The sequence below is a fragment of the Vreelandella songnenensis genome (assembly GCF_003002925.1).
GTDB lineage: Bacteria > Pseudomonadota > Gammaproteobacteria > Pseudomonadales > Halomonadaceae > Vreelandella > Vreelandella songnenensis.
Window position 1 is genome coordinate 275,954 of record NZ_PVTK01000001.1, and the last position, 18,118, is coordinate 294,071.

Genomic DNA, 18,118 nt, shown 5'->3' on the forward strand with positions numbered 1-18,118 from the left:
AAACCACAAAGGCCTGGGCGTAGCCCAGGCCTTTTTTATTTGGTGACTAACATCCTCACCCGTCAGGCAGCTTCAAGCGCCTTCGCAGGTCCAAAATGTTCAAAGTGGCGATGGGTTTGCGCCACCCCCAGGCGTTCCAGGCTGTGATTGATGGCCGCCATGAAACCATGCGGTCCGACGAAGTAACAGCGGGTATCGGGCATCAGATACTCGGCCAGCAGCGCCTGGTTTATCCGACCTTGATGGTCCCCCTGGCCCCCCTGCTCGTATACGGTAATCGCGGTCAACTGCTCCGGGTAGGATGCCGCCAGCTCATCGAGCGTATCAGCAAACGCGCGGCTATCCATATCGATGGCTGCATGCAGGTAGGTAACCCGACGGCCCTGGCTGAGCGCCTGTTTGGCAATCGGCAGTAGCGGGGTCTGGCCGATGCCGCCGCTGATCAAGAGCAAGGGCTCATCACCGGCTTGAAGCGTCAGCTCTCCGGCCGGCGGTAGCAGTTCGATGGTATCGCCTACCGTTAGCTGATCATGAAAATAGCGGCTGGCAACGCCTTGCGGCTCGCGCTTGATGGATAACCGATAGGTGCGGCCATTAGGCACGTCCGAAAGGCTGTAGTGACGGAATACCGGCTCACCATCGATGCAAAGCTTCACCCCGATGTACTGCCCGGGCGTATAGTCAGCCACCGGGCCACCATCTTCAGGTTCCAGAATAAACGAGCGGATAACGCGGCTCTCCTGGCGCGTATCGGCAATCCGAAAACGCCGTGTGCTCCGCCAGCCACCGGGCTGCTGTTCAAATTCCTGATAGCGCGTTGCTTCCAGGTCGATAAGCAGGTCCGCAAGCTCCTGATACAGCGCTCCCCAGGCATCGGCAATTTCTGGGGTTACGGCATCCCCCAGCACCTCACCAATGGCCGCCATCAGGCACTCGCCCACTATCGGGTAGTGCTCGGGCTGGATATCCAGAGACACATGCTTGTTCACCACGGTTTCCATGATCTGCCGCGCCGTTTCCGGGTTCTGGCGTACACCCACATAGGCAAGAATCGACCCCGCCAGCGCACGTGGCTGGCCGCCATCCTGTTGGTGCGTCTGGTTGAACAGCGGCATGACCTGCGGGTAGCGCTCGAACATCAGCGGGTAGAACCGCGCGGTAATCGTATTGAGATGCTCCGCTACCACGGGGGCAGTGGCGGCGATGGTCTGTTCTTGTGCCTGTGTCAGCATAACGGCCTCTTTTCAACGGCTTGCTAAAGATTCATATTGAATGCATCTTTAAAATAACAAGCCTTTCGCGATGCGTACATGAGCTGCGTCAATAAAACGCGCAGTTGTCGGTAGATAGATCCGTACTCACGGGGCGAATCCGCTTTACTGCATCAAACTGCCGCCGGCATCGTCATCCAGAGCAATCCCTTCGACGCCAATATCACTCTCCAGCGCCAGCAGATAGTGGCGTAACGCGCGGCGCGTCGCTTGTTCCCGAAGGCTATGGCGCACCCGGCCAGCTACCTGTTCAAAGGGCAACGCCCGCCCTTCCCGACGCTCGTCGATACTCACCACGTGCCAGCCGTAACGCGATGCCAGCGGGCGCTCGTGCAGCCCTTCGGGCAAGTGCTGCAAGGCACGGTCCAGCTCGGGTACGGTCTGACCCGGCACCAGCCAGCTCATATCACCGTCCATCTCTTTCGAAGGGCAGGCAGAGTGATGCTGGGTAAATTCGGCAAACCGCTCCGGTATCAGCGTCAGTTCTTCGAGCAGCTTTTCGCCCAGCCGGTACGCATTATCCCGGCCTTGCGAGTCATCGGGTGCCGCCGCCAGCAAGATATGCCGCACGCGTAACTGGGTAGGTTCGCTGAAACGCTCGCGATGGGTGTCAAAAAAGCGCTGACAATCCGATTCATCAGGCTCGGGCACGTCCAGTTCCTGTTCGAGCAAGGCGGCAATCGCTGCATCCTCCTGCGCCTCTGTCAGGTTCCGGGATGACATCAGACCCAACATATCAGCCCGCTGGCGCAGCAGCTCCCTGACCACCAACGCCCGGGCCGCCTTGAGCTGGGCCTCCCCCGCCGTTTCAGCGGGGTGGTACTGCATCTCAAGCGCAATCGCTGCTTCATCGATACTGGCGTCGCCAACGCGTACCAGAGGGGCCGCGGCAGCACCGGGTAGCTGTTCGATATCAATCATCTGCATGGTATTTCTCCTCTGGCCCTGGCCAGGTAAAAGCCGCCTTAGCCGCGACGACGCACGAGTTGATAGCGCCGGGTCACATACCCAAACGGCGCGCTCCACACGTGCACCAGCCGGGTGAACGGGAACAGCAGAATAATGGTCAGGCCCAGGAAGATATGGATCTTGTAGATCCACGAGACTTCCTGCATATAGTCCGCCGCGCCGCCGCTGAAGAACACGATGGCCTGCGCCCAGCTGGAAAGCGTCAGCATCATCTCGCCGTCCATATGCCCCAGTGAGAAGAAGATGGTGCCCATACCAAGCCCCGCCTGAACGACGAGAATACCCAGAATCAGCGTGTCCATCAGGCTCGAGGACTGGCGAACGCGGGGCATGAAGATACGGCGATACAGCAGCATGGCCCCGCCCACCAGGCACATGGCCCCGGCGATCCCGCCGACCACGATCGCGACCAGCTGCTTGGTGCCGGCGTGCAGAAACGGCGCATACACCCAGTGCGGTGTGAGCATGCCCACCAGATGGCCGAAGAAGATCACGATGATACCGATATGAAACAGATTGCTGGCCAGGCGCATGTTTCTCGAAGACAGCATCTGGCTGGAGCCGGTCTTCCAGGTGTACTGGCCGTGATCAAACCGCAGCAGGCTGCCCAGCAGGAACACCGTGCCCGCAAGGTAGGGGTAGTAACCGTAGATGAGGTGAATCAAGTAGTGCCCAATCGCGTCATACATGGCGGCTCTCCTGTTAACGATTGCCGGAAGGAATGGGTGACGCCGCCGGCATGATGCGCACGGCCTCGCTCGTGACGGTATGCTTGCGCTCGGCCAGGCGGCGGCCTTCGGCAGACTGCAAGGCGCAGTCTTCATCCGACGCCGCCGAGAAGCGCACGGCTTCTTCTTCCCATACCGCATCCAGCGCTTCAGGCGTATTGTCGGGCTTTTCCTGCTTGACCTGGGGCCGGTGCTCCTCGACATCGCCCTCGGCGCCAATCAACGCCAGAAGCGACAGCGGCACCAGCGCATGACCCGCCTCCCGCTCTTCCAGCCGGGCGGTCAGCAGCGCCAGAATATGACGTATCTCGCCCAGCCAGCGGCCGATCTCGGCCTCATCGCACAGGGAAAGATACTCAAGGAACACCGGCAGATGGTCCGGCAGCTCGCGGGCATCCAGCTCGAAACCCGCCGCGCTGTATTCGGCCATGAGATCGACCATGGCCTGGCCACGGTCGCGGGACTCGCCGTGAACGTGCTCGAACAGCAGTAGCGACGTTGCGCGCCCTTTATCGAACAGCGCCACGTACTCGGCCTGAAGCTCCAGCAGATCACCGTCGTGCAGTTGCTGGCACCACTGCATCAGCGATGCCCTGAGTGTCGCCCCCAGGCGGCACTCGGCGTTGATGACTTCGATAAGCTCGCCGCAGGCATCCTGCAGCGCCTGGGTTGGATAATCGAGCAGGCGGGCCAGCACCCGCAGACTACGCATGCCTTGAACGGAGGTTGGCGGCAGATTCATCAAAGCGGCATCATTCATGACGACCCTCCTCGAGCGGTTGCGGTTCGAACACGCCGACCGGCTTGACCAGAACGCTGGTCTGCTTGCGGCCGTTGAACAGGTTGGGCTGGCTTTCACCGTGGCAACCATCGCCAAAGGTAAAGCCGCATCCGCCCCGCTCGGGGAAGGCATCAACCGCCATCTCACGGTGGCTGGTGGGAATCACGAAACGATCCTCGTAGTTGGCAATGGCCAGGTAGCGGTACATCTCTTCCACCTGGGCTTCGCTGAGCCCTACCGCATCGAGCACCTCGGCATCAGGGGCGCCCTCCACGTGCTTGCTGCGCATGTAAAGACGCATCGCCATCAAGCGCTTGAGTGCCAGCACCACAGGCGCCTCTTCGCCGGCAGTCAGCAGGTTGGCCAGGTACTTCACCGGGATACGCAGCGATTCGATTTTGGGCAGAATACCGTCGAATTCCACATGTCCCGCCTCGGCGGCAGACTGAATCGGTGAGAGCGGCGGCACGTACCACACCATCGGCAGCGTGCGGTATTCAGGGTGCAGCGGCAGCGCCAGCCCCCAGTCGATGGCCAGCTTGTAGACCGGCGAGGCCTGGGCGGCCTTGATCACGTTTTCCTGAATACCATCGCGCCTGGCCTGAGCGATCACCTCCGGGTCGTGCGGGTCGAGGAAGATGTCGCGCTGGCGGTGGTAAAGGTCGCGCTCGTCGGGTGAGCTTGCCACCTCTTCGATGCGGTCGGCGTCATACAGCAGCACGCCCAGATAGCGAATGCGGCCCACGCAGGTCTCGGAGCAGATGGTCGGTTGGCCGGACTCGATGCGCGGGTAGCAGAAGATGCACTTCTCGGACTTGCCGCTCTTCCAGTTGTAATAGATCTTCTTGTAGGGGCAGCCGGAGATGCACATCCGCCAGCCGCGGCACTTGTCCTGATCGATCAGAACGATGCCGTCCTCTTCGCGCTTGTAGATCGCCCCACTCGGACAGGACGCGACGCAGGTAGGGTTCAGGCAGTGCTCGCACAGGCGCGGCAGGTACATCATGAAGGTGTTTTCGAACTGCCCGTAAATGTCCGCCTGCACCTTGTCGAAGTTGGCATCCTTGCGCCGCTTGGCGAACTCGGTACCCAGGATCTCTTCCCAGTTCGGGCCCCACTCGATCTTTTGCATGCGCTTGCCGGAAATCAGCGAGCGGGGTCGCGCCACCGGCTGATGCTCACCGATCTTGGCGGTGTGCAGGTGCTGGTAATCAAACGTGAACGGCTCGTAGTAGTCGTCGATTTCCGGCAGGTCCGGGTTGGCAAAGATATTTGCCAGTACCCGCCACTTGCCGCCAATGCGTGGCTCGATCCGGCCATCGGTACGGCGCATCCAGCCACCCTTCCACTTGGCCTGGTTCTCCCACTCCTTGGGATAACCGATGCCGGGCTTGGTCTCGACGTTGTTGAACCAGGCGTATTCCACCCCTTCACGACTGGTCCAGACGTTCTTGCAGGTCACCGAACAGGTGTGGCAGCCGATACACTTGTCCAGGTTCAAGACCATGCCTACTTGGGAGCGAATCTTCATTTCATGGCCTCCTTAGTGCTGTTCTCAAGAGCCACGTTCTCCTGGACGCTGTCATTGCCTTCGCCATCCAACCAGTCGACGTGTTTCATCTTGCGCACCAGCACGAACTCATCGCGGTTCGAGCCGACCGTGCCGTAGTAATTGAAACTGTAAGAGAGCTGCGCATAGCCGCCGATCATGTGGGTGGGCTTGGGGCAGACCCGGGTGACCGAGTTGTGAATGCCGCCTCGAGTACCGGTGATCTCGGAGCCGGGGACGTTCACCTGGCGCTCCTGAGCGTGGTACATCATCACCATGCCCGCCTTGACCCGCTGGCTGACGATGGCCCGCGCGGCAATCGAGCCGTTGGCGTTGTAGACCTCGATCCAGTCGTTGTCCTCGATCTCGATCTCCGCAGCGTCCGCCTCGGAAAGCCACACCACCGGGCCGCCGCGGTTGAGCGTCAGCATCAGCAGGTTGTCCGAATAGGTGGAGTGAATGCCCCACTTCTGGTGCGGCGTGAGGAAGTTCAGCGCCTTGCTCTTGAAGCCGTTGTCAGCGGGAAGCTGGAAGCCCTTGGCAGCCTTGGTGTCAATGGGCGGACGATAGACCAGCAGACTTTCGCCGAAGGCGCGCATCCAGGCGTGATCCTGATAGAACTGCTGACGGCCGCTCACGGTGCGCCAGGGAATCAGCTCGTGTACGTTGGTGTAACCGGCGTTATAAGAGACGTGCTCGTCTTCAAGGCCTGACCAGGTCGGGCTCGAGATGATCTTGCGCGGCTGGGCGACGATATCGCGGAAACGGATTTTTTCCTCGTGCTTGGGTCTTGCCAGGTGGGTATGGTCGCGTCCGGTAATCCTGGAGAGCGCATCCCAGGCTTTTACCGCCACCTGGCCGTTGGTTTCCGGCGCCAGGGTCAGAATCATCTCGGCGGCATCGATGGCACTGTCGATCAACGGGCGCCCTTTATGGGGGCCATCCAGCTTGCGATGGTTGAGCTTGCCCAGCAGCTCGACTTCAGCCTCGGTATTCCAGGCGATGCCCTTGCCGCCATTGCCGATGCTTTCAAGCAAAGGCCCAACGGAGGTGAAGCGCTCATAGGTTTCCGGGTAGTTGCGCTTGACCTCGATCAGCGAGGGCATGGTCTTGCCGGGGATCGCCTCGCACTCGCCCTTTTTCCAATCCATCACCGCCGGCTGGGCCAATTCGCCTGGCGAGTCATGCTGCATGGGCAGCGTGACCAGGTCGGTCTCCTCGCCCAGGTGGCCGACGCACACCTTGGAAAACGCCTTGGCAATGCCCTTGTAGATATCCCAGTCGCTGCGCGACTCCCAGGCCGGGTCGGTCGCCGCGGTCAACGGGTGAATAAAGGGGTGCATGTCCGAGGTATTGAGGTCGTTCTTCTCGTACCAGGTTGCCGTTGGCAGCACGATATCCGAGTAGAGGCAGGTGGTAGACATACGGAAATCCAGCGTCACCAGCAGGTCGAGCTTGCCTTCCGGCGCCTCGTCGCGCCATACCACTTCTTCGGGTTTCTGGCCGCCGAAGTCGCCCAGGTCCTTGCCCTGAATACCGTGGCGGGTACCCAACAGGTACTTGAGCATGTACTCATGGCCCTTGCCGGAGCTGCCCAGCAGGTTGGAACGCCAGATGAACAGGTTGCGCGGGAAGTTCTGCGGCGCGTCCGGGTCTTCTGCCGCAAAGCGCAGTTCGCCACTCTTGAGCTGTGAAACCGCGTAATCGGCGGTCGACATGCCTGCCGCTTCGGCTTTTTTCGAAAGGCGCAGCGGATTGGTGTCCAGCTGCGGGGCCGACGGCAGCCAGCCCATGCGCTCGGCGCGCACGTTGAAATCGATCAGGCTGCCCGGGTAATCCTCGACCTTGGCCAGCGGCGAGAGGATTTCCTTGATTTCCAGCTTCTCGTAGCGCCACTGGGAGGAGTGGTTGTAGAAAAAGGACGTCGAGTTCATGTGGCGCGGCGGGCGCTGCCAATCAAGGCCAAAGGCCAGCGGGGTCCAGCCAGTTTGCGGGCGCAGTTTTTCCTGGCCCACATAGTGCGCCCAGCCGCCACCGCTCTGGCCGATACAGCCACACATGACCAGCATGTTGATCAGGCCGCGGTAGTTCATGTCCATGTGGTACCAGTGGTTCATGCCGGCACCGACGATGATCATGCTGCGTCCGTGGGTCTTGTTGGCGTTGTCGGCAAACTCACGGGCAATGCGGGTGCACTGCTCGGCCGGAACACCGGTGATTTTCTCCTGCCACGCCGGGGTGTAAGGGCGAATCTGGTCAAAGGAGGTCGCGCCATCGTCCTCGCCATCTCCGGCAAAGCCACGGTCGATGCCGTAGTTGGCACACATCAGGTCAAAAACGGTGACCGCCAGCAGGTCGCTGCCATCGGCGCGCTTCAGCCGTTTGACGGGTAGATTGTGGAACAGCAGGTCGTCAGCGGCGCCCACGCCCGCCCCTTTGACGTGCTCGAAGTGCTCGTGCTCGATACCGCCGAAGTAGGGAAACGCCACCCGTGCCACGCTATCGTGATGGGCAGCCAGGCTCAGAAGCGGCTTGATGTCGGTGCCTTCGGCGTCCAGCGATTCAAGGTTCCACTTGCCCACTTCATCGCCGGTTTCGCCCCAGCGGAAACCGATGGAACCGCGCGGCACTACCAGCTGGTCGCGGGCTTCATCCCAGGCGACGGTTTTCCACTCGGGGTTGTTTTCCTGGCCGAGCGCCGCATCAAAATCGCTGGCGCGCAGCTGGCGGCCGGGTACAAAGCTGCCGTCTTCCCGCGCCTCCAGTTCCACCAGAAACGGCATGTCGGTATAGCGGCGAACGTAATCGGTGAAATAGGCGCTGGGGTTCTCGAGGTGGAACTCCTTGAGGATGACATGCCCCATGGCCATCGCAAGTGCTGCGTCGGTGCCCTGCTTGGCCGACAGCCACTCATCGGTCAATTTGGAAACTTCGGAATAGTCCGGGGTAATCGAAATGGTCTTGGTGCCCTTGTAGCGCACTTCGGTGAAGAAGTGCGCATCCGGGGTACGCGTCTGGGGCACGTTGGAACCCCAGGCGATGATATAGCCCGCGTTGTACCAGTCGGCGGATTCGGGAACGTCGGTCTGCTCGCCCCAGGTCATCGGGGACGCCGGGGGCAGGTCGCAATACCAGTCGTAGAAGCTCATGCACACGCCGCCGATCAGCGAAAGGTAGCGGCTGCCCGCGGCGTAGCTGACCATCGACATGGCGGGAATCGGCGAGAAGCCGATGATGCGGTCCGGGCCGTACTGCTTGGCGGTGTAGACGTTAGAAGCCGCCACCAGCTCGTTGAGTTCATCCCAGTCACCGCGCACGAAGCCGCCCATGCCGCGAGCACGCTTGTACTGCTTGGTCTTGGCCGGGTCTTCGACAATAGACGCCCAGGCATCTACCGGGTCCGGGTTGGCCTTGAGCGCTTCACGCCATAGCGCCAAGAGCGGCTTGCGAATCAGCGGATACTTGAGGCGATTGGCGCTGTACAGATACCAGGAGTAGCTGGCCCCGCGCGGGCAGCCACGCGGTTCGTGATTGGGCAGGTCAGGCCGGGTACGCGGATAGTCGGTCTGCTGGGTTTCCCAGGTCACCAGGCCATTCTTGACGTAGATTTTCCAGCTGCACGAGCCAGTACAGTTCACGCCGTGGGTGCTGCGCACCACCTTGTCGTGCTGCCAGCGGGCGCGGTAGCTATCTTCCCACTGGCGAGATTCGCTGCGTAGTTCGCCGTGCTCGTTGGCAAAGGGCTCGCGGGACTTGCGGAAGAAATTCAGCCGATCTATGAAGTGACTCATGGTCGCTCTCCAGGCTCCTCGGAAAATTGCGTACCCTAAACGGGTTCCATGGAGAGAAGTCTGCGTGATCGATCAGCAAATTACTGCGTGGTTACCTCCATATACCCCCCTTCTACCCCCAAGGTGATAGAGCGGCCGGTACAAGGGAATAGACCCACGGAGGTGGCGAGTGACAGCCGGTTTGAGCAAGGCACTCTTCTCGCTTGACAGAGCATCCGATACGGCTTAATCCTGAATAGGAGTATCACGACGTGATATACAAGCGTTGATGACAACGCCAAACGAGCGGGAGATGAACTCATGACCCCTTTAGCCGTTATTCAACTGCCTTTCACCCAGCAGGGCGGCTGGAAGCGTTTGCAGCAGCGTAGCCCTTCCATCGCCACGCTGGCCTGGTGCCTGGTATTACCCATGTCGTTAGTTCCGCCCCTGATGCTTTATTATGCTGGCACTCACTACGGGGATGTTTTCGTATCCGGCTTCGCCGACCGGCAATGGCGCTTCATCACTACCATCCTGTTTCTGGCCGAACTGCTTACCTTCTTCGTGATGGGCTGGTTGATTCACGCGGTGGTCAACAGCCATCGCGAACTTTCCATCAGCTACCACGATGCTTATCTGTTAGCGGCACTGGCGCCGCTTCCCTTGTGGTCTGCTGCAATCGCATTGCTGATCCCTAACCTGCTATTGAATGCCGCTGTAGTGCTGGCAGCACTTGGCATCTCTTGCAGCCTGGTTTACCACGGGTTACAGGCCCTGTGTGAACGCAAGGCCAATGATGTCACTACCATGTCGGCTACTTACACCGTCATGGCCGCCGGGGTGCTGGCATGGGGCTTGTTGATGGCTATTGTATGGGCCTACTGAAGCCGGATTCGGGCTTGAATTCGGGCATAGCACCATGGAGAGTTATGCCCCTTCAGGTAAGCCAGGAGAGCGGGCTATGCCGAATGGCGGCCCCCACCATATACACGAAGGTGGCTACCGCCGCGACGGCGGCCAAGGCACGCACTCTGGGCGTTGGGCCCCGCTTGATTGCCACTGTTCCAATACCGATATAAGCCAGCAGCGCCAGCAACTTGGCACCCAGCCAGGGAAGCTGCCAGGGCCATACGGAAAGTAGCAGCATCAAGGTCACCCCGAGCCCCAGCAGGGCCGTATCAATGAGGTGCGGTAACACCTTGACCCAGCGGGCATTGAGTCGCGGGCTTTCCTGTACTGACCACCAGGCGCGCAGCACGAAAAACGTGATACTCAGCGCAGCAGCACTCATGTGCAAATGCTTGATAAGAAAATAGTGCTCCATATCAACCTCGCCTAGCCCACGTTAACCGCGTTACCCTGCGGGTCGAACACAAGAAAAGAAGTGATATTACCCATTTGCAGAGATTCCATTATGCGCTGGAGCTGCCGCTCTACCTCGGCGTCATTGCCCGGGTCATCCATGGCCGCTGCAAACATCAGATCCCATTCGATTTCGGTACGGCGCGACTCCTCGGCCAGTGCCGCCATGCTGCTCAACTCCTCGGTCGATTTGTCCACGCAGATCACCGGCACCAGCACACCGCCTTCTCCCTGCTCAAAGCGGCGACGCTGCTCGGCATCGGGGAAATCGGGCAATTCCGCGCGCACAAATACAAACAGCAGCCGCTGGGGCTTAGGCTGCCTGCGGGCTTCCAGGAGTAAATCGGCAAACGTTGCGATTGTCATGAAACGGGCCTTATCGTTAATAAGTTATGTTCGTGGTTCGGCAGGTGGCATTACTCAGGCGACTCGACGAAAAGCCATAGCAGCAGCGTTATCATCAACAGTGGAATCAACAGGCTAAGCGGTGCAACCCGCCAGCCGTAGGCTTCAACGACCAAAGGCACCATCTGAAGGGAAAACCCGATACCCGCCACCAATGCCAGGCATAGACCTATGCATAAGTGAATCGTACGGCCAGGCATCCAGCCCTCGGCATGAGCAACACCGGTAGCGATTACTGCGCCGCCTAGCCCAAGGCTTGCCCCCACCAGCAGGAATTGCCATGGCTGGCCAGCGATACCAAACCCGCCCAACGCCAGCGCCAGCGCCATCAATAGCCATTTCATCAAGCGACAGGTGTCACCTCGCCGGGCAATGCGCCACGCAGGCCAAGCCAACAGCATTCCGCTCATCAAGGGCACCCCTACATAGGCCGGCTGTATGGCGAGCAAGGCATATAGCGTCCAGATAGCCACCGCCAAGGCGCTTGCCAGCGGCATGATCAACATGGCAACCAGTAGCTGGTAGCCATTCAGCGACTCGGTTGATGTCTCAAGCGAGGGAGGGGGCACGGATGAAGGCATAGCGTTTCCCGGCTAGGGTATGAAGACATCAACAGACATGTAAGAATTGTCTGTAAATAGGGTATGCAGGTCAAAAAGCATCGGAGGTAGTTCGGCTATCCCTTAAGGAATAGCCCTCGCATCACCATGCGAGAAGTGACACTCTTCTCCACTTTTTATTACGCGCTATCGGAACCACCATGAAATTACTTCAACGTTCCCTGGTTGCTCGCATTATAGCGTCGCTGCTGGCCATTAGCGGCATGGCTTTTATCAGCATCACGCTAACCATGGCGATGTCCAGCGGCACCCGTGGCGACGCGGCTGCCATCAACGTTGCAGGTTCCCTGCGCATGAATGCGTATCAAATCATGGGGGAATTACAGCGCGCGGAGTATGCACCTGAAACGGCAAACGAGTCACGATTCGAAGCATTGATGACACGCTTTGACCAACGTCTGCATGGTGCCACTTTGCAACAAAGCGTTCGCAACGGTGACCGCCATGGCCAACTGGAGAACATCCAGTCTTACTGGCAGCGTATGCTCCGCCCCCGCCTGACCGAGGCGGGGGCTGGCGGCGAACGCGACCTGGACGCATTGCAAGCCATGATCACCACCGTGGTCAGCGACATCGATACCCTGGTGATGCACCTTGAGCAAAGTACAGAAGCAAAAGTGCGGTTACTGGGCATGATGCAGGTACTCTTTCTGGCGCTGATCTCCATTGTAGTATTGATCGCTCTCTACGATGTTCGCCACAATCTGGTGGTTCCGCTGCGCCAGCTCATGGTGCTTGCCCGCGAGGCTGCCCAGCGTAATTTTAACCACCGTTCACAGATACGAGGCAGCGACGAGCTGGCCTTGCTGGGCAATACCTTTAACAAGATGTCTGCCGACCTGTCTGCAAGCTACGCGGCGCTGGAAGAAAAAGTCTCCCGAAAAGAGCAGGAGCTTGAACGTAGCAATCAGGCACTGCGTTTGATGCACGATGCCAGCCGCTCACTGTATGGCGGCGGCAACGACCTGTGCTCCAGCGCAGCCCCCATGCTGCGTGAACTGGAAAAACTGCTGGATATCGGGCCAATAAGGCTTTCGCTGAACGATCCTTTCGACCAGCGGGAAATGGCGGTACTACAAACGCACTCCCACACTCGGCCGGAGTATTGTCGTGATCAGGAGTGCAATGCCTGCCTGATCGACCCCAGGCCTTTGGATATGGTGGCCTCTGACCAGGCCCAATGCCTGTTATTACCCATCAGCGTGGGCGATACGCTGCTAGGCACGCTGGAGGTGTGGTACCCCAAGGAAAAGCTGCACGACAGCACCCGCCGCCTGCTCACCATGCTAGCCGACCAGCTTGCCACGGCGGTATACCTGCAGCGGCGTATCGAAGAACAGCAGCAGACCACGTTGATCAACGAACGCACCATCATTGCGCGCGAGCTGCATGATTCTCTGGCCCAATCGCTCTCTTATCTCAAGATGCAGGTCGCCCGGCTCGAACGCATGCAGCAGAAGGAAGCCTCCCGCGAAGTCCAGGCTGCGGTATTTGATGAGTTGCGCAACGGCCTGAACAGTGCCTATCGCCAACTGCGCGAACTGCTCACCACGTTCCGGCTAAAACTCGAAGGGTCAGGCCTGCAGTCTGCCCTGCGTCAGACCGTCGATGAGTTCACCCAGCGCCTGGGAGCCACCGTCGAGCTTGACTATGACGTGCCGCCTTATCTGCTTAATCCCAATGAAGAAATTCATGTACTCCAGATCATCCGCGAGGCGCTGGCCAATACTCACAAGCACGCACAAGCCCACTGGGCGGCCGTCACGGTGCGTTTCGCCGATGCCCAGCTGCTGGTTCGCATCGAGGATGACGGCATCGGCCTGGAAGACGACAGCTCGCCACCCATGCATTATGGGCTGGTCATCATACGTGACCGGGCCAACACCTTGAACGGGGAACTGAGCATTGCCAACCGCCCCGCAGGAGGAACGGGCGTCGAGCTGGTATTCACGCCATTGACCGCCCGGCTAATTCAGCAGCAGCCCGCCTCGACCGCCACCCACTCTCATTCAGGTACAGGGACCTCTTCATGACACTGATAACCGCCAACGATACACCTGCCAGCCTGCTGATCATTGATGACCACCCGCTATTACGCCGCGGTGTGGCGCAGTTGCTTGAGCTTGAAGACGACCTGGAACTGGTTGGCGAGACAGGCAATCCTGAAGAGGGCATAACGTTGGCCCTCAAGCTTGAACCAGACCTTGTTCTGCTCGACTTGAATATGCCCGGCATCAACGGGTTGGAGGCGTTACGCCGCCTGCGCGAGGCCAACTACAGCGGTCGCGTGGTAATGTTTACCGTTTCCGACCATGAAGATGATGTGGTGGCAGCGCTGCGTACCGGCGCCGACGGTTATCTGCTCAAGGACATGGAGCCCGAGGACATGGTGCGCCAGCTGCGTCAGGCGGCGCTGGGTCGCATGGTGATCAGCGAGAGCCTGACCGCTCTGCTGGCCGAAGCCCTGCGTAATCAGCGTAGCGCCCCCACCACTCCTGACATTCAGAGCCTGACCCAGCGCGAACGCGAGATCCTCCAGCAGCTGGCGGCTGGCCTCTCCAATAAGCTTATTGCTCGCAAGCTGGATATTACGGAAGGCACCGTCAAGGTACACGTCAAGCACCTGCTCAAGAAGCTCAATCTGCGCTCACGGGTGGAGGCCGCCGTCTGGGCCGTTCAGGAAGGCCTTGATCATTAACCGACTCTGTGTGGTTACCTCCAAAGACTTTCAGGGTACGTTTGCGCTGACTCCCCCCTACCCCCGGTCGGTTTTTCAGCTTTAAAATCAACTACCTCGCCCTCATCAGCGACTACCTCTCAAGTGGTATGTCGCTGATTTCCACGCTCTTTCACCCCGTTTCCCAAACCCTTGCTCACGCGTATCTTTCGTCTTAACTGCTACCCGCAGAAAGGTTTGACGCTAAAGGGAAACCGCCATGAGCAAGAGAAATGCTGATATCGAAACGTGGGACATCGAAAACGATCAGTTCTGGGAGCAGACAGGCAAACACGTCGCCAACCGCAACCTGTGGATTTCCATACCCAGCCTGCTGATAGGCTTTGCCGTATGGATGATGTGGGGCATGATCGCCACCCAGATGCAGAACCTGGGCTTTGCGTTCACCACCGACCAGCTGTTTACCTTGACCGCGACGGCGGGGCTGGCCGGGGCCACTTTGCGCATTCCGGCCTCGTTCATGCTGCGCCTTGCCGGCGGGCGCAACACCATCTTCCTGACCACCGCGCTTCTGATCATACCCGCCGGCGGCACCGGTATTGCGCTGATGACTCCCGGCACGCCGTTCTGGGTCTTCCAGGCACTGGCGCTGCTTTCGGGCATCGGCGGGGGTAACTTCGCCTGCTCCATGAGCAACATTTCAAGCTTCTACCCCAAGAGCCAGCAGGGCTATGCGCTGGGCATGAACGCGGGGCTTGGCAATTTCGGCGTCACCACCATGCAGATTCTGGTGCCGGTGGTCATGACCATCGGCATTTTCGGCGCGCTTGCGGGGTCGCCCATGGAGCTGCAAAGCGCCAGCGGCACCCTGATCGGACGTATCGAGGCGGGTACCGACACCTGGATTCAGAATGCCGGTTTCATCTGGCTGGTGTTCCTGATTCCGCTCGCCTTTGCCTGCTGGTTCGGCATGAACAACCTGCGCACCATCACGCCCAACCCCGGCACACCGATTCAGGCATTCGGCAAGATCCTCGGTCTTTATGGCGTGGGAATCATCGCCACGGTGATTGGCTTGGCCGCGCTGAACTGGCTGAGCATGTGGCTTGCCCTGCCGCTGACTATCCTGGTGACGCTGGCCATGCTGCGCCTGCTGCCGGGCGAGGAGATAAAGCCCAACATCCAGAAGCAGTTCGCCATTTTCCGCGATAAGCACACCTGGGCAATGACGCTGCTGTACGTGCTTACCTTCGGCTCCTTCATCGGTTTCTCCGCGGCGCTACCGCTCTCCATCACCATCATTTTCGGCAACATGATGGACGTTGCCGCTGACGGCACCGTGACCCGCATCGTCAACCCGGATGCGCCCAGTGCCATGACCTGGTCCTGGATCGGCCCCTTCGTGGGCGCACTGGTACGCCCTATCGGTGGCTGGATCGCCGACAAGCTCGGCGGCTCGCTGGTGACTCAACTGGTGACCGTCGTCATGATCGCAGCATCCATCGCCGCCGGGTACGTGATGATGCTGGCTTACAACGCCACAGACCCCACCCCGTATTTCTGGATATTCATGCTGCTGTTTATCGTGCTGTTCACTGCAAGCGGTATCGGCAACGGCTCTACCTTCCGCAGCATCGGCTTCATTTTTGATGCCCAGAGCAAAGGGCCGGTACTGGGCTGGACAGCGGCGGTCGCCGGTTACGGCTCGTTTATCGCGCCGGTGATGATAGGCGATCAGATCAAGGCAGGCACACCGGAAGTGGCCATGTACGGGTTCGCCGTTTTCTACGCCATTTGCCTGGTCATCAACGGGTGGTTCTACCTGCGCAAGGGCGCTTACGTCAAGAATCCCTGAAGTTAGCCTGCCCCTTTTACGCCCGGGGCCAGGCTCCGGGTTTTGCCCCCTACCCCGATGCGGGAGGACACCATGAAGATCATGATTGCCTACGACGGTTCGCGAAACGCCAAGCTAGCGCTTGCTCAGGTCGTCAACATGTTCCGCTGCAACCAGCCGCTGCTTGTACTGGTCGGCGTCGTCGAGAACCCGCTCGATGCCACCGACAACAATGAAGCGCTTTTCCAACAGGAGCAGAACGACCTCAAGCAGCGTCTTCAGGAAGGCGTGGCGTTTGCGGCTGACGAAGGCTTCCAGGCCGAACAGCTGCTCGCCGAAGGCGACGCCCGCAAGATGCTGCTTCAGGCCACGCGCAAGATCACGCCGGACCTGCTGGTCATTGCCCGCCACAGCCACCAGCCGGATGGCGGCATTATCGCCAAGTCACTGACCTACTTCGTCGATGAACTCGACTACATGACCTTCGGCAGCGTCAGCTCGTTTCTGGCCCGGCGCGCCGAGTGTCCCTTATTGATCCTTCCCAGCCCTTGAGCAGCCTCTACTCACCCTTGGGACACAGGATGATACGACCATGAAAGTTTCCGCTGTATTCAAGTTTCGCAGCCCCGAAATCCGCGCCCTGCACCTGACCTGGATCGCCTTCTTCATTACCTTCTACGTATGGTTCAACATGGCGCCGCTTGCCTCGAGCATGCTCAAGAGCGTCGATTGGCTGACCCCGGACGATCTCAAGCTATTCGCCATCTGCAACGTCGCCTTGACCATTCCCGCCCGTATTATCGTCGGCATGGCACTGGACCGTTTCGGGCCGCGCCGGGTTTTCTCGGTGCTCATGGTCAGCATGTCGGTACCGGCGCTGGCATTTGCCTTTGGCAACAGCATGACGCAGCTACTGGTGGCACGCCTGGTGTTGAGTTCGATTGGCGCAAGCTTCGTGGTGGGTATCCACATGACCGCACTGTGGTTCAAGCCCAAGGACATCGGCTTTGCCGAAGGCTTCTACGCCGGGTGGGGCAACTTCGGCTCTGCGGTAGCGGCCATGTCCCTGCCGACCATTGCCCTGGGCATGTATGGCGGCCCCGACGGCTGGCGCTGGGCCATCGCCCAAAGCGCTGTTGTCATGGCCGCCTACGGTGTCTACTACTGGTTCGCGATCACTGATGGCCCGGACGCCCAGGCCCACCGCAAGCCGCGCAAGAGCGCCGCGATGGAAGTCAGTTCCTGGGGCGACATGATCAAGCTGATCATCTGGACCATTCCCCTGGTCGGCGTACTCGCTATCCTGGTCTGGCGTATCCAGTACATGGGCTATCTATCGGTCAACGGTGCGGTCATCGCTTACCTGGCCATCATCGCCGTCGTCATTTACCAGGTCGTCCAGATTCTGAGAGTCAATCTGCCGATTCTGCGCAAGGGTGTGCCTGACGATGACAAGTACTCGTTCAACAGTGTGGTTGCGCTAAACAGCACCTACTTTGCCAACTTCGGCGCTGAGCTGGCTGTGGTATCGATGCTGCCCATGTTCTTCGAGGCGACCTGGGGGCTGAATGCTGCAACGGCGGGAATCATCGCGGCGTCGTTTGCCTTCGTCAATCTGGTGGCTCGCCCCATGGGCGGCATGGTGTCAGACCGCATGGGGAATCGACGTTTCGTGATGCTGTGCTACATGTTCGGCATCAGCGTGGGATTTCTGATGATGGCCATGCTCAATGCAAGCTGGCCACTGATACTGGCCATTGCCGTGACCATCGCCACCTCGATTTTCGTCCAGGGGGCCGAGGGGGCCACCTTCGGTATCATCCCCTCCATCAAGCGGCGGATTACCGGCCAGATCTCGGGCATGGCGGGGGCCTACGGTAATGTAGGGGCAGTGGTCTACTTGACCATCTATACGTTTGTCACGCCGTCGCAGTTCTTCTACATCATCGCGGCCGGCGCGTTTATCAGCTGGCTGATCTGCCTTGTATGGCTCAAGGAGCCTGAGGGCGCCTTCGATGACGAGTACTACGTCTCATCCGTCGACCGCGCTATCGAAGCGCAGACGCTACAAAGTGCCAAGCCCTAGACGTTCGGACTATCGGTAGCATCACGGCTCTGCCTGACACGCATGAGGTTCAGGCAGAGCTTT

Annotated in this window: 15 protein-coding genes; 6 read left to right on the top strand and 9 right to left on the bottom strand. The window is 59.6% G+C overall.

Annotated elements, in window-relative coordinates; translation table 11 throughout:
* Window positions 1-62 precede the first annotated feature (62 nt).
* The 6 genes from hmpA to B0H98_RS01260 form a co-directional block, all read right to left on the bottom strand.
* Window positions 63-1,232 (bottom strand): NO-inducible flavohemoprotein, encoded by a 1,170-nt coding sequence (gene hmpA, locus B0H98_RS01235; protein ID WP_106373254.1) that lies wholly within the window; start codon window positions 1,230-1,232, stop codon window positions 63-65.
* Window positions 1,233-1,376: 144 nt separating this feature from the next.
* The gene (locus tag B0H98_RS01240) at window positions 1,377-2,198 is read right to left on the bottom strand and encodes a peptidylprolyl isomerase (RefSeq protein WP_106373255.1); all 822 of its coding nucleotides are present in this window, start codon (window positions 2,196-2,198) and stop codon (window positions 1,377-1,379) included.
* A 38-nt stretch (window positions 2,199-2,236) separates the two neighbouring features.
* The gene (gene narI, locus B0H98_RS01245; RefSeq protein WP_106373256.1) at window positions 2,237-2,929 is read right to left on the bottom strand and encodes a respiratory nitrate reductase subunit gamma; all 693 of its coding nucleotides are present in this window, start codon (window positions 2,927-2,929) and stop codon (window positions 2,237-2,239) included.
* Window positions 2,930-2,942: 13 nt separating this feature from the next.
* On the bottom strand, window positions 2,943-3,728 hold the full coding sequence (narJ, locus tag B0H98_RS01250) for a nitrate reductase molybdenum cofactor assembly chaperone (protein WP_106373257.1): 786 nt from the start codon (window positions 3,726-3,728) through the stop codon (window positions 2,943-2,945).
* Window positions 3,721-5,280: a nitrate reductase subunit beta gene (narH, locus tag B0H98_RS01255; protein ID WP_106373258.1), complete on the bottom strand. Its 1,560-nt coding sequence runs from the start codon at window positions 5,278-5,280 to the stop codon at window positions 3,721-3,723. The genes narJ and narH overlap by 8 nt, the downstream gene beginning before the upstream one ends.
* On the bottom strand, window positions 5,277-9,089 hold the full coding sequence (locus B0H98_RS01260; RefSeq protein ID WP_106373259.1) for a nitrate reductase subunit alpha: 3,813 nt from the start codon (window positions 9,087-9,089) through the stop codon (window positions 5,277-5,279). Before B0H98_RS01260 ends, narH begins: the two co-directional genes overlap by 4 nt.
* A 300-nt stretch (window positions 9,090-9,389) precedes the next feature.
* Here B0H98_RS01260 and B0H98_RS01265 point away from each other — a divergent pair, with 300 nt between their 5' ends.
* Entirely contained in the window at window positions 9,390-9,956 is a 567-nt protein-coding gene (locus B0H98_RS01265; protein WP_106373260.1) for a YIP1 family protein, read from the top strand.
* Between the two features lie 52 nt (window positions 9,957-10,008).
* Here the strand turns inward: B0H98_RS01265 and B0H98_RS01270 are convergent, their stop codons facing one another.
* The 3 genes from B0H98_RS01270 to B0H98_RS01280 are packed head-to-tail and all read right to left on the bottom strand — an operon-like array spanning window position 10,009 to window position 11,419.
* Window positions 10,009-10,395, bottom strand: coding sequence for a SirB2 family protein (locus B0H98_RS01270; protein ID WP_106373261.1), 387 nt, complete (start codon window positions 10,393-10,395; stop codon window positions 10,009-10,011).
* An 11-nt stretch (window positions 10,396-10,406) separates the two neighbouring features.
* Window positions 10,407-10,799, bottom strand: a complete 393-nt coding sequence (locus tag B0H98_RS01275) for a ribonucleotide reductase subunit alpha (protein WP_106373262.1) — start codon at window positions 10,797-10,799, stop codon at window positions 10,407-10,409.
* Window positions 10,800-10,849: 50 nt separating this feature from the next.
* On the bottom strand, window positions 10,850-11,419 hold the full coding sequence (locus B0H98_RS01280) for a hypothetical protein (RefSeq protein ID WP_244182942.1): 570 nt from the start codon (window positions 11,417-11,419) through the stop codon (window positions 10,850-10,852).
* 179 nt (window positions 11,420-11,598) lie between these two features.
* Here B0H98_RS01280 and B0H98_RS01285 point away from each other — a divergent pair, with 179 nt between their 5' ends.
* From B0H98_RS01285 to B0H98_RS01305, 5 genes are all read left to right on the top strand, one after another.
* Window positions 11,599-13,491, top strand: coding sequence for a type IV pili methyl-accepting chemotaxis transducer N-terminal domain-containing protein (locus B0H98_RS01285; protein ID WP_106373263.1), 1,893 nt, complete (start codon window positions 11,599-11,601; stop codon window positions 13,489-13,491).
* A complete protein-coding gene (gene narL, locus B0H98_RS01290; RefSeq protein ID WP_106373264.1) occupies window positions 13,488-14,156 on the top strand; it encodes a two-component system response regulator NarL in 669 nt (222 codons plus the stop codon). Before B0H98_RS01285 ends, narL begins: the two co-directional genes overlap by 4 nt.
* Window positions 14,157-14,394: 238 nt before the next feature.
* Window positions 14,395-15,990, top strand: a complete 1,596-nt coding sequence (locus B0H98_RS01295; RefSeq protein ID WP_106373265.1) for an MFS transporter — start codon at window positions 14,395-14,397, stop codon at window positions 15,988-15,990.
* Window positions 15,991-16,062: 72 nt separating this feature from the next.
* Window positions 16,063-16,521: a universal stress protein gene (locus B0H98_RS01300; RefSeq protein ID WP_106373266.1), complete on the top strand. Its 459-nt coding sequence runs from the start codon at window positions 16,063-16,065 to the stop codon at window positions 16,519-16,521.
* 40 nt (window positions 16,522-16,561) lie between these two features.
* Complete coding sequence (locus B0H98_RS01305) at window positions 16,562-18,055, top strand: MFS transporter (protein WP_106373267.1); 1,494 nt, start codon at window positions 16,562-16,564, stop codon at window positions 18,053-18,055.
* Window positions 18,056-18,118 lie beyond the last annotated feature (63 nt).